Origin of the sequence: Psychrobacter sp. van23A, from assembly GCF_030845275.1 — a bacterium.
Classification (GTDB): Bacteria; Pseudomonadota; Gammaproteobacteria; order Pseudomonadales; family Moraxellaceae; genus Psychrobacter; species Psychrobacter faecalis.
In genome coordinates this window covers 1,629,334-1,655,655 of the sequence record NZ_CP132595.1, presented here as the reverse complement: position 1 = coordinate 1,655,655, position 26,322 = coordinate 1,629,334, and the positions used below count along the sequence as shown (strand labels likewise).

Here is a 26,322-nt window from a genome sequence, read left to right as displayed (position 1 = left end):
TCAAGAAAACCTACATTAGCCAAAATTCTATCCATGAAGTTGCCCGCTATCATGTCACACCGATGGAATATCCTGAGTAAGCCAGCCTTGATTGGAATGATCCAAATAAGCGCAAGGTTGCCGATAAAGTGGTCAGGTTAATGCTAAAATTGGCGCATGATATCGTTGAGCAAGAATTGAAATATATTGAGAGTGAACAACGAAAAAATGGGTAATCGCCCCTGTTACATCATTTTTTTGACTGGTTGGCAGTGATACCTAAATAGTAAATATTAAAACTCTAAAACTTGATATTATCATGACCCTATCGGGCTCGGCTAGTAAAAATAGATCGATAATAAAGTTTGATTTAACATAAAAATAGGCTTATGAATGAGACATGATTCAAGAACTGGAGGCACATATGTTAACAATCATTAATAAGTTAACGATCTTATTCAGGCCAGTAAAACACATGAATAGTCTTATTAATTTCGAGAAAATTCAGGGGAGATCCTCAAAAAATCGTCTATCATTATAGTTGTAAGTTGTTGAAATTTCTCACCAGATAATATATTAGCTTTAATACCATTCCATGTCCTATAACCATGGCTATCAATAATGTCATAAATATCATTATCGTGCATATTTAGAACTTCTAGTAGATCTGGTAACGCTAGGTCCTTAAGTTCAAGAGATATACTATCTTTTAATTCATCTGAATTTAACTGAGCGACAGAATGACTGTTATCAGAATTTTCTAGCCAACCTAAATGTTTGTTTTTGACTTTTATGACCGTCTGGCTGATAAAGTCATCTCTAGAGCTAATACTGGAAAACTCTCTTATTGAACATATAGTATTGCTTAAGTTCTCCTCCATTTCCTCTATATAGCTTTTTTGAGAATCCTTTGTAAGCTCAACATCATCGTAGCTTGTACTTGTGTCAGAGAAGCTTTCGGCTAAATTAATAGATAATTGTGATAAGTAGTACAAGTGAGTTTGCGCTACCATAACAGTATCTTCATCACAAGCGTCATACTCCCGTAAAATGCGATGTATAAACATAATGCAAGCTTGGATAAAGAAATAATCATCATCAAATGTAAAGAGGATATTCTTATAAAAATAGGTTGCGACTACTTTATTAAGTTCGCATATTAGGTATTCATGATTACTTGACTGGCTATCCTCATGGAAGGCTTCCAATAAGTCGGATATAACTGTAAATTTATTAACTGAGAAGTTTAGATTTTTAAAGTTTCTCAAAGCTTCGTGCAAATCAGAAAAACCATTAATGGATTCAAAAAGCTGTTTATAGTTTTCAAACTTTGAGTTTACACTACGTTGTATATCGTCAAGATATGGTTCTAAATCCCTATACATTATAGCTTCCTTAAGTAATCGATTTGTAGTGATATAATAATTCTGAGACGTTACTTAGAATAATAACCATCATTCTTTACTACTAACTGGGTTATCAAAAGTTACTCCCGCTGCTTCCAGTTCTCTTGACCCAAAGGCATCCGATTAAGCAAGTCACGTCTCGATCTCCAGTCAGGAATGTGTGTATCCAATAAAGCTTTAAACCTATCGTTATGCTGTCGCTCTTTAAAGTGTAATAGCTCATGCACGATAATGTACTCTAAACAAGGAAAGGGCTTTTTAGCCAATTCAAGATTAAGTAATATTCGTCCTTCCTCGATATTACAGCTTCCCCACTTAGTCTTCATTTTTTGTACTTGCCAGCCTGAGGCAGTCACATCTATCTGCTCAGACCATTTGTTGATTAAATCGGGAGCACGAGCTTTTAGTCGGGCGCGATAGTATTCATTCAAAATTTTTAATTTATCGACAGTTGATGTTCCATTACTGACTGTTAAGATAAGTTTGCCGTTTTTTAGTTTAACGCTACTTGCTATGCTTTGAGTTGCATCTAGCTCATTAACCTCAAGCCTGTAACGTCTGCCCCATAAGTAATGTGTCTCTCCACTGATCATTTCTCTAGTAGATTGGCGGACTTGCTTGGCAAAGTTTGCCTGCTGTTTGCGAATCCAAGGTATGCGGTGAATCACTGCCATTCTAATAGCAGTTTCTGTCATTGATTCAGGTGCAGCCACTCTAATTTGACCATCAGGTGGCATCACGCTGATATGCAAATGCTTAATGGTCTTGCGCTGCAATTGAATGTCTAATGAGCCAATAGTTAGTTGCACTATTTGTATTCCGGTTGAGCTTTAATTAATGCCATAATCTCTTCAATATTGATATCCACACTATACAGAGCAAAGGTTTCTCTGACAGTGTTTGCAATCTTGCGCTCTTTTAACAGATGCCCTTGCCAGTCGGCTTGCTTATTGAGTCTGACAGCGGCGTCAAGCTTATCAGCCAATTCTTCGTTTTGATCCAAATTATCGTACAAGGCACGTTTAGCATTGGTATTTATGGATTCTGGATAGTTGCTATTTGCACCATTAGGTCTTAATACCTTGCTAGATAGCTCTCTAATTTTTTCTAAGTACTCTTTATAATCCAATGCTTTTTGCCGACGCAATGTGATGAGTTCATCTAGTAAGATAGACATGTGCTCATAGTACTTAGGGTTAACTGGATTTTCATCGACGATAGTCTTACGTACATTATTTTCAATGGTTTCAGCCACGTTGCTTTCATCGTTAGCAATGTTATCGGGTAGCGCCTTGATAAGCTCATCAGTCCCTTTAACGACGATTAGCTCAATTAAACCAAGTTCTTCAAAATCCATAACGGTATCGCTAGGTTCAGCACGAATATAGCTGTCAAGCAAGTGACGCATGGCTGGCTCGTAGAGTTTCATATCGAGCATATCAGCGCTCATCATTTTGATACTTTCGCGTACGCTCTCAAAGTGCTTAACATCGTTCTGAATGCGAGTTATTTCAGCAGCATCATAGCCACAATCTGCCATTTCATTAGCGATGTTGGCATAAGCACGTAATAGTTTGGCGACGCTTTTATACAAGGTAACTCGCAGCTGTTCTTTCTCTAATTTTTCATCAATAGAGGCGTCATCTGTAGAGCAGAAGTAAGCATAGTAATCTTGGGTGTTTTTAGGATATTTAACAGGCTCGCATAAGCCTCTTACCATCTCCAGAGCATTATCTAAGTCTTGTTTGGCAGACTCAAGGCGGTTTTTTAGTAATCCCTCGATGTCTTTACTGTCATAATCAGAGAAGGCACCTTGCGTATAGCTAGATATGGCTTTATCTAGTGACTGAAATAAATCCTGATAGTCGATAATGTAGCCGTATTCTTTATCTTCACCGTCTAGGCGGTTAACGCGGCAAATGGCCTGAAACAGATTATGATCAGCCATCTTTTTATCGATATACAGGTAGGTTGCTGAAGGTGCATCAAAGCCAGTCAACAGCTTATCAACCACGATCAATAAGCGCATCTGCCCCGGTTCATCGACAAAGCGTTTTTTGACTTCTTTCTCAAAGTCTTCAACTTTCGCGCCAGCCTCTTGTTCATCGATATCATAATACTCGGCGATCATCTTGCGATAGGTTGCATATTTAAATAGCTTTTCAGTCGTGCCCTCACCAGTTTCTTCACCCTTAATGCTATCGGCAGTAGGCTGATAGCTGGTAATGATAGCAATCTTGTCTTTTAGATGAGTATGGCTAAACATCTCATAGACTTTGCAGGCTTGGTAGATACTGCCACACACCAGCATGGCGTTACCTCGACCATCTGCCAATCGTGGGCGCGTTTCCATATCATATAAGATATCGTTCTTGATTTGCTCTAGGCGAGAGTGACTTGATAACACTCGCTGCATCGTGCCCCATTTCTGCTTCAGCTGAGTTTTAGCAATGTTGGTCAGTCCACGTGTTTTGGCATCGAACCATTTATCGATTTTGTCTGGTGACAGCAACTGTTGGTCAATATCACGTGCTTCATAACGCAAATCAAGTACAACGCCATCAGCTACCGCTTCATCGAATTTGTAGGTATGGATATAGGGACCAAAAACCTCAATAGATTTTTGCTGGTCTTTTTTTAGTAGCGGTGTACCCGTAAAGCCAATAAACGTAGCATTAGGGAGTAGGGTAGTCATCGCGTTGTGTAGTCGACCTGACTGGGTACGGTGACACTCATCGACGAAGACGTAGATGTCGCCCTTAGCACTGAAGTTTGATGAAAGACTATTTTTCAGATCACGGATAAAGTCATCAGTACTACCAGAGTCATCGTCATCACTGTCACCTTGACGCCCAAATTTATGTACCAATGAGCACATTAACCAAGGGTTTGGTTGGTTAAGATTGTTGATCAAATCTGCACCACTTTTAGTGCGATAGATCTCTTCGTCAATACCTGAAAACACGCCTTCAATCTGTTCGTCTAATTCGGTACGGTCAGTAATGACCAGTACACGGCTATTTTCAATATTCTCACGTATCCACTTGGCTAGCCATACCATAGTGAGGCTTTTACCTGAACCTTGGGTATGCCAAATAATGCCGTCTTTACGCTCAGCAAGATAACGTTTAGTCGATTGTACGCCAAAGAATTGATTGTGCCGGCAAGTTTTTTTGATGCCCATGTCATAAACTAGAAAGTTGTGAATGATATCGAGAAAGCGTTGCTTATTGCAAAAATGATATAGATGCGTGTCCAATAGCTCGTTGCTAGCAGCTAAATTGCTAATATACTGCGGAATACTGGCATCTGATTGTGGCGTATGCTCAGGGTGTGCCTCTTTCCATTCCAAGTAATAGCGCTCTGGTGTCTCAATAGTTCCATAACGCAACCCTTGGGTATCATTACCTGCCATGACCAGCTGCATGGTAGTAAAAAAGTTACGGATAAAGTCCTTGCTTTGGTTATCAAGATTTTGACGTATACCTTCAGAGACTGAAATGGTAGAGCGCTTAAGCTCCAGTACGCCAAGAGCGATACCATTCACATATAACACCACATCAGGGCGTTTTTTATGTTCGCCTTTGATCGACACTTCTTCAGCAATAGCAAAGTCATTTGCTTCCGGGTTCTCCCAATCGATTAACCAAACCGTTTGTGTATGCTCGCCTGAGCCTTCCTTTTCTTTCACACCATAGCGTAGCAACCGATAGACTTCTTTATTGGCATCATAAAGCTTAATGCCACTTCCTAAAGAAGCTGCCTTTTCCAAGGTGCTGATAGCACGTGCGATGAGCGGCGTACTGACATTACGCCCTTTAAGCCATTGTTCTAAAATATCGCGTTCAATATTTTTATTGTCAGCTCGGGAGTGCCAGTTGCCTAAATAACGATAGCCTAATTCGTCTTGAAAGAGTTGTACGACACGATTTTGGGTTATCCGTTCCCGCTGATTGATGTTACTCATCGTTGATAGCCCTTAGCTTTGCACATAAGCCTTCTAATTCGGTAATGACATCTTTTACAGTGGTTTGTTTAGTATCAATGAAATAGTCATGATTAGCTATTGTATCCAACTCTTGATCTGGTTCGATATGTTCAAATCCTGATTCTAGTAATAGGCTTTTAATTTGTTCAGGATAGGAGTTTAGAGTATCATTCTTGAAATATATATTGAAGTTATTAACTTCTTTCGTTATTTCGATAGATAGTAGCTGACCTTCAAAGTGCCAATTTTTTATATGTAGACCTGCTGATTGTTCTCTAGATTTAACCTCTTGATAACCTAATTTACTGAAAGGGCTCAATAAATTAGTGTTTTCTCCTAATTCGATCTCAAGAATTTTTGTATATAATTCGCTATGATAGTGGTTTCTTTGAGAGTGTCCAAGTAAGATAATTTCCTCACCATTTTTCTGTATAAAACCTTGATTACAATATTTAAAGAGGGATGGATATTTAATTAGAGACTTTTCCCAATACGTAATGCTGTTGTTTTCAATAGCTTTAGCACAAATTATGCCCAAGGATTCTTTTATAGTGTTTATATTACTTTTATCAAAATCAGGGTCGTCAAATACGGCTTTGATATAAACCTGCTTATCTTCCATTGTACGGTCTTTAGAACCAATACGTAATAAACGACGCCAGCTATGATCACGTTCAATATTTTGGGCTTTCTCGCGTGTGCTTAATAGGTTTAAGCGACCATAGCTTCTTTCAGTAAAATAGGTGCCTTTACTAAGTACCGCTCTCTCCCAAAGATAATTAATACTACCTGAACTTTTCTCAATGAGCCTAAAGACGCTACTAGCTGATTCAGCATAATTTTTAAAGCTATCCAGATAGTAATTGTTTTCTGAAGTACCCCAATCACAGTTTTTATGCTCGCGATAGAAGGCTAACACGCCTGAAAAGTTTAAAAGAAAGCCAATTTGCCCCTTAAAAAATGAATGGTTTTCTGACTCATATATAACCGACTGCCAGTCTTCTGACTTTAGTAATAATTGTGCTTTGATTCTCTCTTCAAGAATCTGGTCACCTAAAAATCCAGTTATATTAGTATTGTTCTTTAAGATGTCTAGAATGGGTTCATTGAGATTACTCAATGTCTCAATCGAATCTAATGCACGATAAAAATCGTCTGAACCATCGATGATAGTATTTTCAGTTAGATTGTAGATAACACGTGTCCATTGCATCAGTTCAGTTTGATCTAATGATAACTCATGTTTTGAGAGATAAGCGTAAAACGCAAAAAATCTAAGCTTGTCAGCATAGCTAGTCTCATTCAAAAGCACTTTCTTAAAAGTTTTTTCTTCAGAATAGTACTTTTGTCTGAGTAAATAAGACTCTATCTTATTATCTTTTAGACCATTTCTATAAATCAAATCAAATATTTTTATTAAACGGATAATAAAGTTCTGGTTTAAGCAATTTAATGCTTCATATTCAGATATGGTAGTAGGCAGTAGCTTGGAGCCTGTACCCATAATTACGCCTAAATGTTCTTTTGGTACAGATTTAGAGCTCTCCCTATGGTCTAATAAATATTGATACAGAATGATTAAGCGAATGAAGTTCATAAGCTCATCATCGTAAGTGTTATCTTGCGAAAACAGGTTTCTATAAGGCCAAAATAAATCTGCCCAATGGGTATCTATTTTATGAATAAAGTATTTGTAACCATCTACTAATTGCTTATTATGCCCTGAAAGGTCTAATCTATATTCTGGCCAGCCATCATTGTAAGACTTAATTTTTTGTTCAAGGGTTGCCTTAAAATTTTCAAATGGTGTAAGGGGTTTGCCACGGGCATTCATTTTGATGTAAAGCTCGTCAGATAAACCGAATGAGTCTAATCGTAGGAACTGAAAAGTGATATAAGGGATTTCTGTATGAATTAACCTTTGATATAAATTACCATTGTAAGCTGAAAATTTTTGCTCAATAGAATCAAGCATATTTAGGCAGGCTTGAACGGTAGGGTCTTGTTTCCATGATAAATAAAACCAGTTACTATCAATAATTAATTCGCTGATGGTTTGTTTGTTCAAGTTCTCTGAATGGTCAAAAGTGTTTGCAAAATCTATATCTGTGGTCATTGCATCAAAGAATTCGATTGAGCTTGGACGGGTTTTATAGGTGAAGCGCGAGTTATTATCGACTGTAAACTGTTCTCTGAAATCGGCTGAACGCTTGTTTTTGATTGCTAAAAACCAGTGCAATAAAAATAGGGTGGTCAGTCGTTGTTGGCCATCAAGTACTGAAAAGGTATCGTCATCAATATTGCCGTAAATAAAGTCCAAATCTAAAGATTGATTGGAGTCAGCACGATCAGTTGATAATGCATTATATAAGGCATCTAGGAATGTATTTCTAACTTCGTATTCGTCTTTTCTACCCTGAGCATAATCACGCTGGATGATGGGAATCTCAACAAATGCTACTCGGTCAAATAATTCAGTAAAAGTCAGCTTTTCACCTATGTTCATTATTGCGCCCCTATTTCAGTAAAAAAGTTAGTCATAGTATCTAGTATCGCTGACTGATAGTCATTACTATCACTAGCTTCCCAATACAGCATCTTATCCACGTTTGTGCTGTAGTATTTCAAGAACACGTTTCTAGTGCATAAAGGCACATAGGTAGCTTCTTTATCCAGTTTTATTATTCTCTTGCGCTTAATAGGAAAAATAGCGTTTTTATAACTACGATTGGTGGAGCTATCAAGTAAGGTTAAGTTGCCGATAGAGTTGTCTACTTCATCATTATTATTAGGGTCATAGAGGCTAATGACACGATCATAAATATCTTCAAATTGACCCTTAGTAAATGATGTTGAGTGTAGATGATAAGCTTGCTTTTTGATAAGCTGAGTTTCTTTAAAATTATCGATTGTAAAATTACTGTATGCATCTAGGGTGTTGTCTTCAGAGGTATAGTCAATCACTTGTTCAAGCCACTGCTTTTGTTTGTTTATACTATCTGGTATCTCTGAGCTAATAGAGCGTATATGCTCTATATCCCAATCATCAAGCTTGAACTTTTCAAATTGAAAACGAGCGTTTGAGTCTGGGTTATTTAGTAGGCTTACTATGTTAAATAGCAATAAAGTCTGACGTAGCTGCTTTGTGTTACTGTTCTCATAATTCAGATCTGCTAAGTATTTTTTTATGATGTTTTTTGGTTCGTCTAAAGATGGGTTTGTTTGTGTTTTACCACTGAATACTAGATTCCAAATTTGCTTAATTAGACGATTATGAAAATCTTTTTTACCCTGACTATTACTACTGATTTCGAATATCTTAGAAATAGATATATCCTGAGATACTAAATAACCAATTAAATGGAATAAAGTACGATCACTAAACCACTCACTAAGAGTCATAAAGGTTCTTTTAATCTCTAACCATTGTTGGCTTACATCAGCATCATTTTGAGCAAGTATATGATTGAACTGTAAAAAAGTCTTAAATTTGTCGTTATCAAGAATCCCATTGCCGTTACGAAGTGCTGATGCTCTAAGATTTAAAATAAATTCAATGCGATTGGTTTTGGTTTTTTGATTACTTAGAAAATACCAAAAAGCATCATCTTGTAGGCTCTTTTCAATCGAGTCCCACTCTTGAGAAATTTTAAGCTGTTGTAGTTTTATGACTTCATCACCATTTGCCACAAAATGACTGGATTTCAAAAATAAGGCCTTGACCAACTCAGCATTTACTAAGGGGATTTTACCCATGTTTAGTCGAGTAAATACCTCAGTAGCATTCTCAAGCTCACCTAGCTCATACCAAATAACTTTTACGTTTTTGCCGCTATCATCCTCGTTAAGCAAAGTTTGAATAAGCTGTATTCGATAATTACCTTTATCTTCAAACCACTCATCAACCGCTTTTTTAGCTTCTACTATATGAAAAAAATCTATGTTATCTTCAGCTTGATCTTCATTAATGTTCGCTAAAAAATCAGATGAGCCTTTTCGTGTCTCATAGCTAATTTCGTAACGAGATTTACCAACTAAAGGTAAAATCTCTTTAAGGCAAGTTAATATAATATGTATGGTGGTCAAGCGTTGCTGACCGTCAACAATTTCCCATTCATCACCATGTTTCTTTACCACAATAGGTTGTAGGCAATAAAATTTGTCTTTGGCATTCGGACTATTTTCGACTTGTTGTTGGAACTCTTTAATATCGTCAAGTAGGTCAGTAACTTGGCGCTTAGTCCAACGATAGCCACGTTGATACGCTGGTATATAAAACTTCTTGTCCAGTAAATCATTGATTGGCTTTAACATTAATATGTTATCTTGCATTGTGATTCCTCAATTATTAATAATTAATGTGGTAAGCGTAACTTGCCAGTCAATAACTGCTGCATCATGCCTTGCTTAATATCCTGCGTTTTGGCAAGTCTAGTATTTAGAGCTTTGATTTCTGCATCCATATCGGAGAGAATAGTAGCGATGGCGGTTTGTTCTGCTAAGAAGGGTATACATAATGAAATAGCTTTAAGCTCATGTGAATTTATTGAGTCAAAGGTTGAACCTTTGGAGAATTTTTCCCATTGACTTTCGAAATGTATTAACCAGTGATAAAGGTAAGCATTAGGGTATTTGATTGAGCAAACTCCACGTCCTATACAGCAGTTAAAATCAGCTATTGCAACCTCTCCTACTGGAGCACGTACTGATAGTATCAAATCATCTTTATCGGCAGTCTTAGTTATTTGTGATGTGTAATTTCGTATTATAGTTTTTCGATTTAATATATCTGCATTACCCTGAACTAAAGGTAGACCAATAGCAGACTTGTTATAGTTTAATGATTTGGGAGACTGACCCATATTGATTCTTGCTATTTCTCCCAATGTAGAAAAACCCCAATCCTCTGGAATTTGACCTAAATCCGTCTGCTTAAATCCTTTTTGACTACCATCTTCACGAGTAGCAAATTCAGGCAGGCGAGTTTTGCCTGTCAATAGCTGCTGCATAGTGGCAGTTTTGATGGCTTCTTTTTTAGAGATAAGTTTTTCTAGCGATTGGAGTAAGTTATCGACGTCAGATAGGGCGTTGGCGATGGCGGTTTGTTCTTTAACATTGGGTACAGGAATTGGTAGGTTCCCATACTCATTACCATTAACACCAGGTTGCCCACTTCGCATAGAATTCACAATTACCCAAGCCCAGTATTGTTCGGTTTTAAGGTACTGAAATAAAAAGCTAGGATTTAGTGCTTTATCGTCAGGCGATACTTTAATAAGAAAGCCCGCGTAAACTAGAACTCCATCTTCTTTTCTATACAAATAAGATTTACCTACGCTTGCTCCTGTTCTGGCTAGAACAATATCTCCGTCATTTAGGATATATGAATCTGAAAATTGACTATTTACACCAGCTTGTTTCTCAGGAGAATAATAGCCATCCTCAGTAATATCTGTAATTCTTATATAAACAGGTAGTTTACCTACTAGAGGAACTGCTGGTGCATTTATTCCATATTTAGGAGGTTCTTTTAACAAGGATTTTAAGGGTGCAACATTCCAATCATTTGGAATAAATCCAATCTCTGTTTTTTTGTAGCCTACTGGTACATTAACGTCACTCATTACGCCACTCCCATCGCTTGCAAGTGCGCAGTCACTTTTTGACTTAGTCTATCGACTTCATCAAGCAGGTTTGGCAATGGCTCGGCATAGCGCTCTTCTAATATCGTAACCCGATCAGCAAGTTGGGCGGTGATACGCTCAATCTCCGCCTCAATACGTGACTGTAATGCCGCTTGCCATTTGTCAGTGACCAGTAAGGCTTTAATCTCATCCACAGTTAGTGTTGGGTACTTTTTAAATACTGCTAAATCTAAAGCATCTTGGGCTTCTTTTACTGCTTTTTTTGCAGCGGCTTCAGTATCAGTTAGTTGCAAAAATTGATGGATTTTTTGAATATCGTTAAAATCGGAGATGTCATCTTCTTGCATTTTTTTATCGATCACTGTGACTGCTTCTTTTTCGAAAGCCTTTACTTTTTTCAGCTCTGCTTTTATCAAACTATCTTTTTTGATATAGCTATTAATCGTATTGATATCTTCTGCTGACGCATCAGTGTTTAGATAAGACTTCAAGTTTTTGAGGGTAATCTTCCCACTATATTTATTTGCCTTGTCAATCACATGACTCTGACCCAATGTTAATAATTCATTCTGTGCTGTTTCGATAGTCTTATTCATTCTCACATAATCTTTATATTGATCAAGAGCGAACACTCTATAGGCAAGAATATAAAAGTCTTTCAAAGACTCATTAGCTTCTTTTTTGGTGCTTATGTTATTGAGTATGCCTTCTTCACTGCTATGTTCTTCGACGAATTCAATCAGAGTACTGCTTACTGTATCAAGCTCAGCTTGTAGCGTATCGATATGGTCTTGCTCGTCAGAGTAATAGCGGTTAATGATTAATGCTGGCGAGATAAGCTCGGCTTTGTATTTGGTTTTATCGATGATTAGATCTGCTGTTTCTTTGAGTTTTTCACCCTTTGCGACAACGAGCTTACGCAGCTGCTTACCGACTATCCAACCATCTTGGGCAATAGCATAAACATCGTCTTGCATCGACTCTGACCAATAGTCCATTAGGATTTGATAGATGTCATACTTATCAAGCAGGGTAGCATTGGTATAGCGCTGTAGTAAGTCTTCGCTGATGCGGTGAATGATATCTTTGGCTTTATCACCTTGCTGGATATCTGCAAGGTTAGTAGCTGACCACCAGTCACTAAATGGTGTTAGGCTTTGGCTAGCAAATTGGATAAATTCAGGATGCGCCAGTACCGTTGCTTTGACTTCATTTGCTGGCACGAGACACTGACGATAGTCGTCTCTCAAGTCAGAGAACAGTGCTTTGCGTAGGCTTGGAAATACTTGCCAATAAGATTCTAACGCATCAATATCTGCTAGCGGAATACCGCCCTGTAGATGGGCAACTAGATCGTGCTGATCTTCATCTTCGCTCGCATCGATGTAGCGTGGAATATTAAGGTTGTACTCGTTATCGACAATCTCATCCAGACTCACCATACGACTATAACCTGCCAGCTCAGACTGATGATTAAACATATCGACAACTTTATGAATATCCTGACTTCGTAAACGGTTTTTATTGCCGTCTTTCATATAGCCGCGACTGGCATCGATCATAAATAAGCCAGACTCGCCGGTTGCTCGGCTAGCTGCGGTTACTTTATCGATGACAATGATACAAGCAGGGATGCCTGTACCATAGAAAAGGTTGGCTGGCAGGCCGATGATGCCTTTGATATAACCTTGCTTGATTAGGTTCTTACGGATATGCGCTTCAGCATTACCTCGGAACAGTACGCCATGCGGTAGGATAACCGCCCCAATACCAGTGCTCTTTAAGCTTTTGATAATATGTAAAAGAAAAGCATAGTCGCCGTTTTTCTCTGGTGGTATGCCCCATGTAAAGCGCCCGAACTCATCCGCTTCTGGATTAAGACCGCTCGTCCAGTTTTTGCTACTAAAAGGAGGGTTCGCTACGACAAAGTCAAAAGTCTTAAGCTGATTACCTTCAACGAATTGCGGCGAGGCTAGAGTATTACCTTTATAGATATCTGCCCCTGCTGCACCATGCAAAATCATATTCATCTTTGCCAAAGCAGTCGTGGCAGAGTCCTTTTCTTGGCCATAGATAGTCAGACCTCGTGGCGCTTTATCACTCGCTTTGAGTAGCAATGAGCCCGAACCACATGCTGGATCGTAAACCGTGGCGTCTTGAGGCGTATTTTCATTGATGCCGATAATTTTGGATAATATGCGAGACACTTCTGACGGGGTATAGAATTGTCCCTTAGATTTGCCTGATTCTGTGGCAAAGTGACGCATTAAATATTCATAAGCATCACCAAGTAAGTCATCACCATCAGCGCGGTTACCAGATAAATCTATACCTTCAAAGATACCGATAAGCTTAGATAAGCGATCAACGTGCTCTTTGCCTTTACCAAGCTTTTCTTCATCATTGAAATCAGCGACATCAATAACACCTTTTAATCCATTGGCTTCGGCAAGCTTACCAATGATTTTATCAACCTTTTCACCGATTTCTTTATCGCCTTTGAGTAGTACCATATCATCGAAGCTACCGCCTTCAGGGACTAGGATGTCACCATAAGGGTCGTCTTTGAATTTATCTGATACGTACTTCATAAATAGCATGGTCAATACATAGTCTTTGTATTGGCTGGCGTCCATACCACCACGTAACTCGTCACAACTTGCCCAAAGGGTTGAATATATTTCGGTCTTTTTAAGTGCCATAGTTAGATCTTTTTATTAAATTTATGAGTGTTTTGAAAGATTTTGATGGGTTACATTATACTTCTAATCGCTTAGATTGCTAGGCGTGTTATTGACTGTGTGATATAGGGTAGATCTCAATATCTAAGTGCATAGTTGATCTCCATCTAAGAAATACGTGATATTAAAATCAATTAAATTTAATAAGCTAAAGTTTATTGTTTGTTGAGCTTTAATCAATCATAATCAGCCATTAAACAAACCAAGCCTAGGAAATATCTATGAAATTAGCGTCTCTACTTGTTCTTATACCTTTATCATTAATGTCAGTCAGTGCAATGGCTAACGTGTCTGAAGTTAAAGGTAAAACTCAATGCACTGTTATTGACTCAATCTCTAAGAAAAAAGCGACAAAGTCTGCTTGTACCTATACAGGCGCTATAGGTGGAAGCATGAGCTATGGTATTGAACAGCTTAACTTCAAATTGAAAAATGGTAAGAAATATAGCACTGTTAATGACGCTACTTTTGATTTTGGTGAGGATGGTAGGGTAAAAAATTTAGTAGAAGAAGTTTCTTTCAACGGTAAATCTGGCGAACTTGTACATATTAGAATGAAAACGTTCAAAGTAGTTTCTGAGACTGCAATGGATAAGCTACGCGAAGCTGAATCTGCTGAATTAGATAATGGTATATTGAAGTGCTTTAGAGCTATCAAAAATAAAGATACTGCTTTCTGCACTCCAATTGTAATGGACTAGATTGATATCTATATAAGGCTGCTTAATATTGGCAATTACACTCTCAGCAATTTAGTGTTTTTTACTCAATAAAAAACGTATCTATCATAAAAGAACCCCCATGAGTTGGTCCAACTCATGGGGGTTCTTTTATGATAGATTTTTTCTATCTTTCACTTATATTGCCGCTATTATATTTGAGCGTAAAATCCAGTTTTATTAAAGAGGTTAATGTCTCACATAGAGCATGCTGGCTTGTAGGGTGATCTTTATTAGAATATATTTGTGCGCTAAAATTTCTAATAATAGAAAACCTAGAAAATAATTTTACAGGTTGTTCGATATACTAGCTTTTATGATAAATATATAGGCTTAGCACCATGAATATCTCTTCAAATAACGATACAGTCCAAAATATGCTTCCTATAGCACAAGCCTGTGCAATCACCTTCCAAGGTAATGCCAGTAATAACCTACAACAAGACGCTTTTTTCTTTTTAGATAATTGGTATCAAGAAGACTTAGGAGTGATGACAGTGACACCAGTTACGCTTTCTTTTTGTTTAGCAGTATCTGACGGTGTTGCCAGCTCTAATTATTCACAGCATTGCTCAAAGGCGGTGGTAAAAGCGATTAGTAGGTTGTGGAGTGAGCAGAAGAGCATCCGTTCAGAGGGTCTTCATCAGCTGATTAATAAAACCAAGCATTCATCCAAGCGTCATGGCGCGGCAGCAACCCTCGCAATGGTGGTTGGAGAGTTAAATAGTGATGGAACAATAAAGGCAACGATAACGCATGTGGGTGACAGTCGTATTTATTTGCTGCTTAAAGATGCGTCACAATGGCAGTGCCTGACTCGAGATCATAATCTATTGAATGAGCTCATTGATCAGCAAGCACAAGAGCAAGGCCGCCAAGCAGAATTTGCAGACTATAACCGAGAAGGGATGGCAGGGAGTTTATATAGCATTACTGAATGCTTTGCATTGACTAGTGATAGCAGTTATCTAAATAGTGAAGCGCCAGAAAGCATGTCTCAAACGATTGATGTTAATAGTGGCGATTGTCTCTTGGTTTGTACGGATGGCATTCATGATTTAGTGCCAAGTCATGAATGGCAACCTGTCAGTGCGGAGACAGATTTACAGGAATGGCTAATCACTCTTAAGAATCAAGTCTATGATTCAGATGGCAATGCTTATGACAATGGAACAGCTATTTTGCTTCGTTTTGATTGAACCATTGTTTTAGTAATGAAGCTGTAAACTTACCACTGAACGATTTAACTGAGAAACTCATATGCCCACGCACCCAATCGCAAGCTATACAAAGTCGACACGTCTATTTGCTTTATATCAATGTTTGCCTCGGAGTGAGGCTGATGCTATGTCATTAACAGAGATTATGGTTGGTTATGGTGACGATTCAGATAATTTCGCTAATGAACGTAAAAAATTAGAGAATGATCTGATTGCCTTAAACCAAATATTTAACGATATTTTTTATAGTGACGCATTAGTGAGAGTGCCAGCATGGGGTCAAAATATTAGTGGAAAGACAGCACGGTTTTATATTGAGCCGAGCTTTAGTATCGATATTATCAATGAGCAAACAGTGTTCTTTTGGGAGATGCTAGATAAATATACCGCAAACTATTTACCAGTATCTTTTAAGCAAAATATCACAGATAAGCTCACCCAATTAGGTCGGCATAATAAGGATGGTTTTCATCAAAGTAAGCTAGGACAATGGCAAGATTATCTCATTACTTTACCGAGTATAGTGCAAGCACCGACGCTTAAGAATGATGTGATGGCAAGCATTCACCAAGCTCTGCTACAAAATCGTCAATTAGAAATAAGTTATCAAAATAAATGGGAAGAAAAATTAATTCAAAGAGTTGTTTGTCCCAAAGGACTTATCTTTATAGATAATATGGTTTATCTCACAGGCTTTAATCCTACTGATGATCATATCGATGATAAGGTACTGCTAAAAGCGCATCGCAACTTTGCAGTCAGTAGAATTACTGAGGCAGCAGTCATAGACAAGCCAGCCCCTGATTGGGTAGGACGAGATATTTTTTCATTAGAGTGTTTGAATAAATTAGGTAAGTTAGAACCAACTGATAGTGTTCAGATCAAACTGGTTTTAAAGGTACAAAAATATGCCTGTCAGCATTTATACGAGCGTCCATTATCACAAGATCAGCAGATTACGGTTATCGATAGTACTTGGAATCAAGTCAGCGCTACTGTGGCTAATACGCTTCGTCTGCAAGATTGGTTGGTGAGTATGTCGCAGCTTGCAGTGGTGGTAGAACCAAATGAGCTTAAAACAATAATTCTTGAGCGTTTAAAGAGTGCGTTAGCGCTTTATGAAGATCAAGCTTAGTTATTAATAAATGCAAGGTGATTTACTTATGTCATTTAATAGGACTATTAATGACAGTCTTACTATAGAGCCTTGGGTAACTAGCATGATTCAAAAAGTATATAAAAATTAGAGATTTAAGCTTCCGAGGGAATACATAGGAGTAGCACTATGAATGAGACTTTGTTCAATAATTTTATCCAAGCCCAAAATACTGTTTATCCATCGGTTATTAAAGAGTTAACCGAAGGGCAGAAGCGCACCCATTGGATGTGGTTTATTTTTCCACAGGTGAAAGGCTTGGGGCGCAGTACAATGGCTCGGCGCTTTGAAATAGAGAGTCTAGAGCAAGCAAAGGAGTATTTGCAGCACGACGTACTTGGAGGACGGTTAATAGAGTGTGCTGAATTACTATTGTTGCATCCTGATAAAAGCGCTTTAGACATCTTTGGTTTACCAGATACGCTGAAATTACACTCTTCCCTTACGTTGTTTACTTTAGCGTCCACTAATAAAAAACGTGTTTTTAACGAGCTTTTGGATCAGTATTTTGAAGGCAGTTACGATATAAATTCCATTAGAATGTTAAAGCAAATCAATGATCAACAAGCTAAATAAATAAAACCGAACGAGACCGTAAAAGATGATATAACCCTTATTGAAGATCAAACTTCAATAAACGAACTATGCCAGATGTTAAATCTCTTAGAAACTGTGCAAGCGCTCTACAGTCGTAAAATATCGCCGAAGTTTAATACTTTTGACTACCTTAAAACTTCTTAATGATCAGTGAGTATAACCATGAAGTATCAGATTGATGACTCGTATATAGATTATATACCTAGTGCTGTTCTATATCGACAAACCATGGATCATTAACCAAAGTCTGCTATTGATTGTTTTGTAACGAACAACGATTGAGCTATGCTGAAGAAACTATAGTAATAAGCTTTGTAAGCAAGCCCCATCAGCAGTTATTCAAATCCCAATGTTCATCGAGCTACTTAGCAAACATGTTTTTTCTTACTATAAAACCGACTACATCAGTTTATTTATACCGACTCCAATACTTGTTGGCAAGCTTGAACTAGATAAGGATCAACACTGTCCTGTTTAAGTAGCCATTTAAGATAGCCAGCACCCTCAGAACTAGTGGCTAAGTCTGCAATAGCCTCTCCTTTATGTTTACCAAAGCTTAAATGCGTGGGTATACGCGCCATTTCACTAAACTCATATAAGCTTTCCATATCACTTATCTTATGACCTTGGCTGTTGGCTAAATCAATCAGACTACCAAGCACCAGCTCAGTGAAGTAAATATCAGCAATAGCAGCATGAGCATCCCTTGCTTGATCACGGGCTATATCTAGGTGAAAGTGATAGAGGAGGGATACTAACTTATGGCTTTCCAATGTAGGAAGAAGGAAGTTAGCCATCGCATTGGTACATATCAGATTAGGTAGGGGAGCCCGCAGAATTCGGAAAAAATCGTACGCTAAGGTTTTCCGGGCAGCCGTAGCGGTCTGAACTTCCCGTCTTCCAGCCTGCGGCTCTGCCGCCAGACGTAATCGCCGGTCAGGTTGATGTGTTCCCAGCCCAGAGGCGACAGGTATTGCAGCAGTTCCCCGTCCACCGGCTTGCCAGTTTCGCCTAGCGCCTGGGTGGCGCGCTCCAGGTACACCGTGTTCCACAGCACGATGGCGGCTGTCACCAGGTTGAGGCCGCTGGCCCGGTAGCGCTGCTGCTCGAAGCTCCGATCCCTGATTTCGCCGAGACGGTTAAAGAACACTGCCCTGGCTAGGGAGTTGCGCGCTTCACCCTTGTTCAATCCGGCATGCACGCGGCGGCGCAGCTCGACACTCTGCAACCAGTCGAGGATGAACAGCGTGCGCTCGATCCGGCCCAGCTCGCGCAGGGCCACGGCCAGGCCATTCTGGCGCGGATAGCTGCCGAGCTTGCGCAGCATCAGCGAGGCGGTGACGGTGCCCTGCTTGATCGAGCTGGCCAGGCGCAGGATGTCGTCCCAATGGGCGCGAACGTGCTTGATGTTCAGGGTGCCGCCGATCATCGGTCGCAGCGTTGGGTAGGTCTGCACGCCTTGCGGCACGTACAGCTTGGTTTCACCCAAGTCGCGGATACGCGGCGCAAAGCGGAAGCCCAGCAGGTGCATCAGGGCGAAGACGTGATCGGTGAAGCCGGCCGTGTCGGTGTAGTGCTCCTCGATCCGCAAGTCGGATTCGTGGTACAGCAGGCCGTCGAGCACGTAGGTGGAATCGCGCACGCCGACATTCACCACGCGAGTGCTGAACGGAGCGTACTGGTCGGAGATGTGGGTGTAGAACAGCCGTCCCGGCTCGCTGCCGTACTTCGGGTTGACGTGCCCGGTGCTTTCGCCCCGGCCGCCCGCGCGGAAGCGCTGGCCATCGGAAGAGGAAGTCGTGCCGTCGCCCCAATGGGCGGCAAAGGCATGGCGGTACTGGTGGTTGACCAACTCGGCCAGGGCCGCCGAGTAGGTTTCGTCTCGGATGTGCCAGGCTTGCAGCCAGGACAGCTTGGCGTAGGTCAGGCCGGGGCTCGACTCGGCCATCTTGGTCAGCCCGAGGTTGATTGCATCGCCCAGGATCGCTGACAGCAGCAATGTCCGGTCTTTGGCCTCGGCACCGTCCTTCAGGTGTGTGAAGTGGCGGCTGAAGCCCGTCCAGTCGTCCACGTCCATCAGCAGTTCGGTGATCTTGATGCGCGGCAGCAAATGGCTGGTCTGGTCGATCAGCGCCTGCGCGGTATTGGGCACCGCGGAATCCAGCGGGGTGATCTTCAGCCCGGACTCGGTGAGGATGGCATCGGGCAGCTCGTTGTCCTTGGCCAGGCGGGTGACGGTGGCCAGCTGCTCGTCCAGCAGCTGCAAGCGCTCTTCCAGGTACTGGTTGCTGTTCGGGTTGATCGCCAGGGGCAGAGCCTGCGCATGCTTGAGCGCGGCGAACCTCTCTGCCGGCAGCAGGTAGTCGTCGAAGTCGCGGAACTGCCGCGAGCCCTTGACCCAGATGTCACCGGAGCGCAGCGCGTTCTTCAGCTCGGACAGGGCGCAGATTTCGTAGAAGCGCCGGTCGAGGCCTTCCGGGGTTATCACTAGCGGCTTCCAGCGCGGCTTGATGAAGGCGGTGGGCGCATCGGCCGGCACCTTGCGCAGGTTGTAGGCGTTCATCTCGCTCAGGGTCTGCACGGCTGCCAGCACGCCTTGCGCAGCCGGGGCAGCGCGCAGTTCCAGCACCTCCAGCAAGGCCGGCGTGTAACGGCGCAGAGTGGCGAAGTTCTCGCCGACCAGGTGCAGATGGTCGAAGCCTTCCGGCCGGGCCAGCAGCTCGGCCTCGCTGACGCTCTCGGTGAACTCGTCCCAGGGAATCACCGCCTCAATGGCGGCATAGGGATCGCTACCGCTTTCCTTGGCTTCCAGCAGAGCCTGGCCGATCTTCGAGTACAGGCGCACCTTGTCGTTGATCGCCTTGCCCTGCTTCTGGAACTGCTGCTGATGCTTGTGCTTCGCGCTGCTGAACAGCTTGACCAGGATACGGTCGTGCAGATCGACCAACTCATCAATCACCGTCGCGGTGCTCTCCAGCACCACGGCGGCCAGGGTCGCGTAGCGTCGCTGCGGCTCGAACTTGCCGAGGTCTTTGGGCGTCATCTGCCCACCCTCGCGGGCCAGCTTGAGCAGGCGGTTCTGGTGGATGTGTCGGCCCAGGCCTTCGGGCAAGTCCACCAGCTGAAATGTCTTCAGCCGCTCGATGTGTTCGAGCATGTGGCGGGAGTTCGGTTTCAGCGGTGCCTGTCGCAGCCAGGTCAACCAGGTGATGCTGCTGCCGGCCTTGAGCTTCAACAGCTCGTCCAGCTTGGCCCGATGCGAGTCCGTGAGTGGTTCGACCAGGGCGCGGTAGACTCGGCGATTGGCCCGCGCAATGGCCTCCGAACAAGCTCGATCAATTACGCTCAACGCCGGCAGAATGCGCCGCTTCTGTCGCAGGCTCTCCAGGGCCTGACCGGCCAGCAGTAAGCCCTTGTCGGTCTGCTGGGCCAACTCGGTCAGCTCGCGCACCAGGGCGCGGAAGTCGGACAGGCCGAACGGGGCCAGTTGTAGGTAGGTGCGCAGTTCCTGGGCGTGCTCGCGGCGAGTCACGTCGCGTTCGCCGTACTTCAACCAACTCGCCGGGTCGGCCTGAACTTGCTTGGCCACCCACTGGATGACCGGCTCGGGCGGCTCGCTGTCGGTGCCCAACGCATAGCCGGGGTAGCGCAGCAGGCTGAGCTGCACCGCGAAGCCCAGGCGGTTGGCGTCGCCGCGCCGCTGGCGGATCAGCGACAGGTCGGAGTCGTTGAAGGTGTAGTAGCGGATCAGGTCATCCTGGCTTTCCGGCAACGCAAGCAAGGTGTCGCGCTCCGTAGCCGAGAGAATCGAGCGACGCGGCATGGTTCAGTCGTCCTTGCGAAGGTACTGATAGAGGGTTTCTCGGCTGATGCCGAACTCGCGGGCGAGCTGCGCCTTCGGCTCGCCCGCAGCGGCCCGCTGCCGCAGCGTGATGGCTTGCTCGTCGGAGAGGGCTTTCTTGCGGCCCCGGTAGGCACCGCGCTGCTTGGCCAGGGCGATGCCCTCGCGCTGCCGCTCGCGAATCAGGGCGCGCTCAAACTCGGCAAAGGCCCCCATGACCGACAGCATCAGGTTGGCCATCGGCGAGTCCTCGCCGGTGAACACCAGGCCTTCCTTCAAGAACTCGATGCGCACACCGCGCTGGGTCAGCTTCTGCACCAGGCGGCGCAAATCATCGAGGTTTCGTGCCAGGCGATCCATGCTGTGCACCACCACGGTGTCGCCTTCGCGAACGAAACCGAGCATGGCCTCCAGCTGGGGACGCTGGGTGTCCTTGCCCGAGGCTTTGTCGGTGAACAGCTTGCCGACCTCGACCTGTTCAAGTTGGCGTTCCGGGTTCTGGTCGAAGCTGCTGACCCGGACGTAACCGATGCGTTGTCCCTGCAAGATGCCTCCATGGGCTGGATGGGCGGCAGGGCTTGCGTTGGTTTTTGGTTCCATTGCGCCCGAAGCCTTGAATTTGTCAGGCTGAAATCTATGACCTTGGCAAGCATGTGTCAAAGAATGTGAAAGCGGACTCTATTCTGACGGCGTGATGCGCCTTGTGTCGTTTTCAGAAGACGGCTGCACTGAACGTCAGAAGCCGACTGCACTATAGCAGCGGAGGGGTTGGATCCATCAGGCAACGACGGGCTGCTGCCGGCCATCAGCGGACGCAGGGAGGACTTTCCGCAACCGGCCGTTCGATGCGGCACCGATGGCCTTCGCGCAGGGGTAGTGAATCCGCCAGGATTGACTTGCGCTGCCCTACCTCTCACTAGTGAGGGGCGGCAGCGCATCAAGCGGTGAGCGCACTCCGGCACCGCCAACTTTCAGCACATGCGTGTAAATCATCGTCGTAGAGACGTCGGAATGGCCGAGCAGATCCTGCACGGTTCGAATGTCGTAACCGCTGCGGAGCAAGGCCGTCGCGAACGAGTGGCGGAGGGTGTGCGGTGTGGCGGGCTTCGTGATGCCTGCTTGTTCTACGGCACGTTTGAAGGCGCGCTGAAAGGTCTGGTCATACATGTGATGGCGACGCACGACACCGCTCCGTGGATCGGTCGAATGCGTGTGCTGCGCAAAAACCCAGAACCACGGCCAGGAATGCCCGGCGCGCGGATACTTCCGCTCAAGGGCGTCGGGAAGCGCAACGCCGCTGCGGCCCTCGGCCTGGTCCTTCAGCCACCATGCCCGTGCACGCGACAGCTGCTCGCGCAGGCTGGGTGCCAAGCTCTCGGGTAACATCAAGGCCCGATCCTTGGAGCCCTTGCCCTCCCGCACGATGATCGTGCCGTGATCGAAATCCAGATCCTTGACCCGCAGTTGCAAACCCTCACTGATCCGCATGCCCGTTCCATACAGAAGCTGGGCGAACAAACGATGCTCGCCTTCCAGAAAACCGAGGATGCGAACCACTTCATCCGGGGTCAGCACCACCGGCAAGCGCCGCGACGGCCGAGGTCTTCCGATCTCCTGAAGCCAGGGCAGATCCGTGCACAGCACCTTGCCGTAGAAGAACAGCAAGGCCGCCAATGCCTGACGATGCGTGGAGACCGAAACCTTGCGCTCGTTCGCCAGCCAGGACAGAAATGCCTCGACTTCGCTGCTGCCCAAGGTTGCCGGGTGACGCACACCGTGGAAACGGATGAAGGCACGAACCCAGTTGACATAAGCCTGTTCGGTTGGTAAGCTGTAATGCAAGTAGCGTATGCGCTCACGCAACTGGTCCAGAACCTTGACCGAACGCAGCGGTGGTAACGGCGCAGTGGCGGTTTTCATGGCTTGTTATGACTGTTTTTTTGTACAGTCTATGCCTCGGGCATCCAAGCAGCAAGCGCGTTACGCCGTGGGTCGATGTTTGATGTTATGGAGCAGCAACGATGTTACGCAGCAGGGCAGTCGCCCTAAAACAAAGTTATGCAGCCAAATCCCAACAATTAAGGGTCTTAAAATGGTAAAAGATTGGATTCCCATCTCTCATGATAATTACAAGCAGGTGCAAGGACCGTTCTATCATGGAACCAAAGCCAATTTGGCGATTGGTGACTTGCTAACCACAGGGTTCATCTCTCATTTCGAGGACGGTCGTATTCTTAAGCACATCTACTTTTCAGCCTTGATGGAGCCAGCAGTTTGGGGAGCTGAACTTGCTATGTCACTGTCTGGCCTCGAGGGTCGCGGCTACATATACATAGTTGAGCCAACAGGACCGTTCGAAGACGATCCGAATCTTACGAACAAAAGATTTCCCGGTAATCCAACACAGTCCTATAGAACCTGCGAACCCTTGAGAATTGTTGGCGTTGTTGAAGACTGGGAGGGGCATCCTGTTGAATTAATAAGGGGAATGTTGGATTCGTTGGAGGACTTAAAGCGCCGTGGTTTACACGTCATTGAAGACTAGTCCTTTGCATAACAAAGCCATCAAACCGGACGCCAGAGATTCCGCGCCTGTTGCGCATGGCTTCGCCATTTTATGCGCAATAGGCGCGCCACCCTGTCGCCGTTTATGGCGGCGTTAGGCATCACAAAGTACAGCATCGTGACCAACAGCAACGATTCCGTCACACTGCGCCTCATGACTGAGCATGACCTTGCGATGCTCTATGAGTGGCTAAATCGATCTCATATCGTCGAGTGGTGGGGCGGAGAAGAAGCACGCCCGACACTTGCTGACGTACAGGAACAGTACTTGCCAAGCGTTTTAGCGCAAGAGTCCGTCACTCCATACATTGCAATGCTGAATGGAGAGCCGATTGGGTATGCCCAGTCGTACGTTGCTCTTGGAAGCGGGGACGGATGGTGGGAAGAAGAAACCGATCCAGGAGTACGCGGAATAGACCAGTCACTGGCGAATGCATCACAACTGGGCAAAGGCTTGGGAACCAAGCTGGTTCGAGCACTGGTTGAGTTGCTGTTCAATGATCCCGAGGTCACCAAGATCCAAACGGACCCGTCGCCGAGCAACTTGCGAGCGATCCGATGCTACGAGAAAGCGGGGTTTGAGAGGCAAGGTACCGTAACCACCCCAGATGGTCCAGCCGTGTACATGGTTCAAACACGCCAGGCATTCGAGCGAACACGCAGTGATGCCTAACCCTTCCATCGAGGGGGACGTCCAAGGGCTGGCGCCCTTGGCCGCCCCTCATGTCAAACGTTAGACGGCAAGAAAAGGTTCCACGAACTCTGATGAAAAACTACTTTAACAGCCCTTTCAAAGGGGAACTTCTTTCTGAGCAAGTGAAAAATCCAAATATCAGAGTAGGCCGGTATAGCTATTACTCTGGCTACTATCACGGGCACTCATTTGATGAATGCGCGCGATACTTGCTTCCAGATCGTGATGACGTTGATAAATTGATCATTGGCAGCTTTTGTTCTATAGGAAGCGGGGCTTCCTTCATCATGGCTGGCAATCAGGGGCATCGGCATGACTGGGCATCATCCTTCCCCTTCTTCTATATGCAAGAGGAGCCTGCTTTCTCAAGAGCACTCGACGCCTTCCAAAGAGCAGGTGATACCGTCATTGGCAATGATGTCTGGATAGGCTCGGAGGCAATGATTATGCCTGGCATCAAAATTGGAGACGGTGCCGTGATAGGTAGTCGCTCGTTGGTGACAAAAGATGTAGAGCCTTATGCCATCATCGGGGGAAATCCCGCAAAGCAAATTAAGAAGCGCTTCTCCGATGAGGAAATCTCATTGCTCATGGAGATGGAGTGGTGGAACTGGCCACTAGATAAAATTAAGACAGCAATGCCTCTGCTGTGCTCGTCAAATATTTTTGGTCTGCATAAGTATTGGCGCGAGTTTGCCGTCTAACAATTCATTCAAGCCGACGCCGCTTCGCGGCACGGCTTAATTCTGGCGTTAAACATCATGAGGGAAGCGGTGATCGCCGAAGTATCGACTCAACTATCAGAGGTAGTTGGCGTCATCGAGCGCCATCTCGAACCGACGTTGCTGGCCGTACATTTGTACGGCTCCGCAGTGGATGGCGGCCTGAAGCCACACAGTGATATTGATTTGCTGGTTACGGTGACCGTAAGGCTTGATGAAACAACGCGGCGAGCTTTGATCAACGACCTTTTGGAAACTTCGGCTTCCCCTGGAGAGAGCGAGATTCTCCGCGCTGTAGAAGTCACCATTGTTGTGCACGACGACATCATTCCGTGGCGTTATCCAGCTAAGCGCGAACTGCAATTTGGAGAATGGCAGCGCAATGACATTCTTGCAGGTATCTTCGAGCCAGCCACGATCGACATTGATCTGGCTATCTTGCTGACAAAAGCAAGAGAACATAGCGTTGCCTTGGTAGGTCCAGCGGCGGAGGAACTCTTTGATCCGGTTCCTGAACAGGATCTATTTGAGGCGCTAAATGAAACCTTAACGCTATGGAACTCGCCGCCCGACTGGGCTGGCGATGAGCGAAATGTAGTGCTTACGTTGTCCCGCATTTGGTACAGCGCAGTAACCGGCAAAATCGCGCCGAAGGATGTCGCTGCCGACTGGGCAATGGAGCGCCTGCCGGCCCAGTATCAGCCCGTCATACTTGAAGCTAGACAGGCTTATCTTGGACAAGAAGAAGATCGCTTGGCCTCCCGCGCAGATCAGTTGGAAGAATTTGTTCACTACGTGAAAGGCGAGATCACCAAGGTAGTCGGCAAATAATGTCTAATGTAACTTTATACAGTATAATTTAGACTATTCTTACGATAATGCACGTTTTTACTTTAAACCATGCTCGAATTGTTTTTATAGGAAATAAAAAATCCATATAAAACAATTGGTTGGGGATGTTTGAGCGCAATTAACAGGCAGCCAAAACTGGCAAAATGAGCATGCTCGTTTTGCCAGATTTGAATTGATTGCGGCAATGGAAAAAGTAA

19 protein-coding genes are annotated in these 26,322 nt (G+C 44.1%); 8 read left to right on the top strand and 11 right to left on the bottom strand.

Annotated elements, in window-relative coordinates:
* Positions 1-467: 467 nt before the first annotated feature.
* The 7 genes from RAH45_RS07055 to RAH45_RS07025 all read right to left on the bottom strand — a co-directional run bounded on the left by RAH45_RS07055 (position 468) and on the right by RAH45_RS07025 (position 13,720).
* Positions 468-1,364 (bottom strand): hypothetical protein, encoded by an 897-nt coding sequence (locus tag RAH45_RS07055; RefSeq protein ID WP_306495068.1) that lies wholly within the window; start codon positions 1,362-1,364, stop codon positions 468-470.
* A gap of 101 nt (positions 1,365-1,465) precedes the next feature.
* Positions 1,466-2,194 (bottom strand): M48 family metallopeptidase, encoded by a 729-nt coding sequence (locus RAH45_RS07050; protein WP_306495067.1) that lies wholly within the window; start codon positions 2,192-2,194, stop codon positions 1,466-1,468.
* On the bottom strand, positions 2,194-5,352 hold the full coding sequence (locus RAH45_RS07045) for a type I restriction endonuclease subunit R (protein WP_306495066.1): 3,159 nt from the start codon (positions 5,350-5,352) through the stop codon (positions 2,194-2,196). Before RAH45_RS07045 ends, RAH45_RS07050 begins: the two co-directional genes overlap by 1 nt.
* A complete protein-coding gene (locus RAH45_RS07040) occupies positions 5,345-7,879 on the bottom strand; it encodes a DUF262 domain-containing protein (RefSeq protein ID WP_306495065.1) in 2,535 nt (844 codons plus the stop codon). The genes RAH45_RS07045 and RAH45_RS07040 overlap by 8 nt, the downstream gene beginning before the upstream one ends.
* Complete coding sequence (locus tag RAH45_RS07035; protein ID WP_306495064.1) at positions 7,879-9,705, bottom strand: DUF262 domain-containing protein; 1,827 nt, start codon at positions 9,703-9,705, stop codon at positions 7,879-7,881. The genes RAH45_RS07040 and RAH45_RS07035 overlap by 1 nt, the downstream gene beginning before the upstream one ends.
* A gap of 23 nt (positions 9,706-9,728) precedes the next feature.
* A complete protein-coding gene (locus RAH45_RS07030) occupies positions 9,729-10,997 on the bottom strand; it encodes a restriction endonuclease subunit S (protein WP_306495063.1) in 1,269 nt (422 codons plus the stop codon).
* Positions 10,997-13,720 (bottom strand): type I restriction-modification system subunit M, encoded by a 2,724-nt coding sequence (locus RAH45_RS07025; RefSeq protein WP_306495062.1) that lies wholly within the window; start codon positions 13,718-13,720, stop codon positions 10,997-10,999. Before RAH45_RS07025 ends, RAH45_RS07030 begins: the two co-directional genes overlap by 1 nt.
* 260 nt (positions 13,721-13,980) lie before the next feature.
* On the opposite strand from RAH45_RS07025, the gene RAH45_RS07020 reads away from it, so the two are divergent.
* The 4 genes from RAH45_RS07020 (at position 13,981) to RAH45_RS07005 (ending at position 17,430) form a co-directional block, all read left to right on the top strand.
* A complete protein-coding gene (locus RAH45_RS07020; RefSeq protein WP_306495061.1) occupies positions 13,981-14,460 on the top strand; it encodes a hypothetical protein in 480 nt (159 codons plus the stop codon).
* Between the two features lie 359 nt (positions 14,461-14,819).
* Positions 14,820-15,677, top strand: coding sequence for a PP2C family protein-serine/threonine phosphatase (locus RAH45_RS07015; protein ID WP_306495060.1), 858 nt, complete (start codon positions 14,820-14,822; stop codon positions 15,675-15,677).
* A 148-nt stretch (positions 15,678-15,825) separates the two neighbouring features.
* Positions 15,826-16,833 (top strand): helix-turn-helix transcriptional regulator, encoded by a 1,008-nt coding sequence (locus RAH45_RS07010; RefSeq protein WP_306495059.1) that lies wholly within the window; start codon positions 15,826-15,828, stop codon positions 16,831-16,833.
* 150 nt (positions 16,834-16,983) lie between these two features.
* Entirely contained in the window at positions 16,984-17,430 is a 447-nt protein-coding gene (locus RAH45_RS07005) for a DUF1810 domain-containing protein (RefSeq protein WP_306495058.1), read from the top strand.
* Between the two features lie 434 nt (positions 17,431-17,864).
* Here RAH45_RS07005 and RAH45_RS07000 read toward each other — a convergent pair whose 3' ends face one another.
* The 4 genes from RAH45_RS07000 to intI1 all read right to left on the bottom strand — a co-directional run bounded on the left by RAH45_RS07000 (position 17,865) and on the right by intI1 (position 23,212).
* The gene (locus tag RAH45_RS07000) at positions 17,865-18,248 is read right to left on the bottom strand and encodes a hypothetical protein (RefSeq protein WP_306495057.1); all 384 of its coding nucleotides are present in this window, start codon (positions 18,246-18,248) and stop codon (positions 17,865-17,867) included.
* Between the two features lie 59 nt (positions 18,249-18,307).
* Positions 18,308-21,274, bottom strand: coding sequence for a Tn3 family transposase (locus RAH45_RS06995; RefSeq protein ID WP_290423507.1), 2,967 nt, complete (start codon positions 21,272-21,274; stop codon positions 18,308-18,310).
* Between the two features lie 3 nt (positions 21,275-21,277).
* Positions 21,278-21,838, bottom strand: coding sequence for a recombinase family protein (locus RAH45_RS06990; protein WP_003090771.1), 561 nt, complete (start codon positions 21,836-21,838; stop codon positions 21,278-21,280).
* 360 nt (positions 21,839-22,198) lie between these two features.
* Positions 22,199-23,212 carry a class 1 integron integrase IntI1 gene (intI1, locus tag RAH45_RS06985; RefSeq protein ID WP_002075255.1) on the bottom strand — a complete coding sequence of 338 codons (1,014 nt, stop codon included), beginning with the start codon at positions 23,210-23,212 and terminating at the stop codon, positions 22,199-22,201.
* A 172-nt stretch (positions 23,213-23,384) separates the two neighbouring features.
* Here intI1 and RAH45_RS06980 point away from each other — a divergent pair, with 172 nt between their 5' ends.
* From RAH45_RS06980 to aadA1, 4 genes are all read left to right on the top strand, one after another.
* Positions 23,385-23,837, top strand: a complete 453-nt coding sequence (locus RAH45_RS06980; RefSeq protein ID WP_001749986.1) for an NAD(+)--rifampin ADP-ribosyltransferase Arr-3 — start codon at positions 23,385-23,387, stop codon at positions 23,835-23,837.
* 105 nt (positions 23,838-23,942) lie between these two features.
* Complete coding sequence (gene aac(6')-Ib / locus RAH45_RS06975) at positions 23,943-24,530, top strand: AAC(6')-Ib family aminoglycoside 6'-N-acetyltransferase (protein WP_033917551.1); 588 nt, start codon at positions 23,943-23,945, stop codon at positions 24,528-24,530.
* Between the two features lie 92 nt (positions 24,531-24,622).
* A complete protein-coding gene (locus tag RAH45_RS06970; RefSeq protein ID WP_002075262.1) occupies positions 24,623-25,255 on the top strand; it encodes a type B-3 chloramphenicol O-acetyltransferase CatB8 in 633 nt (210 codons plus the stop codon).
* A 57-nt stretch (positions 25,256-25,312) separates the two neighbouring features.
* On the top strand, positions 25,313-26,104 hold the full coding sequence (gene aadA1, locus RAH45_RS06965; RefSeq protein WP_001206316.1) for an ANT(3'')-Ia family aminoglycoside nucleotidyltransferase AadA1: 792 nt from the start codon (positions 25,313-25,315) through the stop codon (positions 26,102-26,104).
* The last annotated feature ends 218 nt before the right edge of the window (positions 26,105-26,322 follow it).

Coding starts and splice junctions, on each gene's coding strand:
- RAH45_RS07055 (WP_306495068.1), bottom strand. CDS start 1,364: ATGTATAGGGATTTAGAACCATATCTTGACGATATACAACGTAGTGTA.
- RAH45_RS07045 (WP_306495066.1), bottom strand. CDS start 5,352: ATGAGTAACATCAATCAGCGGGAACGGATAACCCAAAATCGTGTCGTA.
- RAH45_RS07040 (WP_306495065.1), bottom strand. CDS start 7,879: ATGAACATAGGTGAAAAGCTGACTTTTACTGAATTATTTGACCGAGTA.
- RAH45_RS07035 (WP_306495064.1), bottom strand. CDS start 9,705: ATGCAAGATAACATATTAATGTTAAAGCCAATCAATGATTTACTGGAC.
- RAH45_RS07030 (WP_306495063.1), bottom strand. CDS start 10,997: ATGAGTGACGTTAATGTACCAGTAGGCTACAAAAAAACAGAGATTGGA.
- RAH45_RS07025 (WP_306495062.1), bottom strand. CDS start 13,720: ATGGCACTTAAAAAGACCGAAATATATTCAACCCTTTGGGCAAGTTGT.
- RAH45_RS07020 (WP_306495061.1), top strand. CDS start 13,981: ATGAAATTAGCGTCTCTACTTGTTCTTATACCTTTATCATTAATGTCA.
- RAH45_RS07015 (WP_306495060.1), top strand. CDS start 14,820: ATGAATATCTCTTCAAATAACGATACAGTCCAAAATATGCTTCCTATA.
- RAH45_RS07010 (WP_306495059.1), top strand. CDS start 15,826: ATGTCATTAACAGAGATTATGGTTGGTTATGGTGACGATTCAGATAAT.
- RAH45_RS07005 (WP_306495058.1), top strand. CDS start 16,984: ATGAATGAGACTTTGTTCAATAATTTTATCCAAGCCCAAAATACTGTT.
- RAH45_RS07000 (WP_306495057.1), bottom strand. CDS start 18,248: ATGGCTAACTTCCTTCTTCCTACATTGGAAAGCCATAAGTTAGTATCC.
- RAH45_RS06995 (WP_290423507.1), bottom strand. CDS start 21,274: ATGCCGCGTCGCTCGATTCTCTCGGCTACGGAGCGCGACACCTTGCTT.
- intI1 (WP_002075255.1), bottom strand. CDS start 23,212: ATGAAAACCGCCACTGCGCCGTTACCACCGCTGCGTTCGGTCAAGGTT.
- RAH45_RS06980 (WP_001749986.1), top strand. CDS start 23,385: ATGGTAAAAGATTGGATTCCCATCTCTCATGATAATTACAAGCAGGTG.
- RAH45_RS06970 (WP_002075262.1), top strand. CDS start 24,623: ATGAAAAACTACTTTAACAGCCCTTTCAAAGGGGAACTTCTTTCTGAG.
- aadA1 (WP_001206316.1), top strand. CDS start 25,313: ATGAGGGAAGCGGTGATCGCCGAAGTATCGACTCAACTATCAGAGGTA.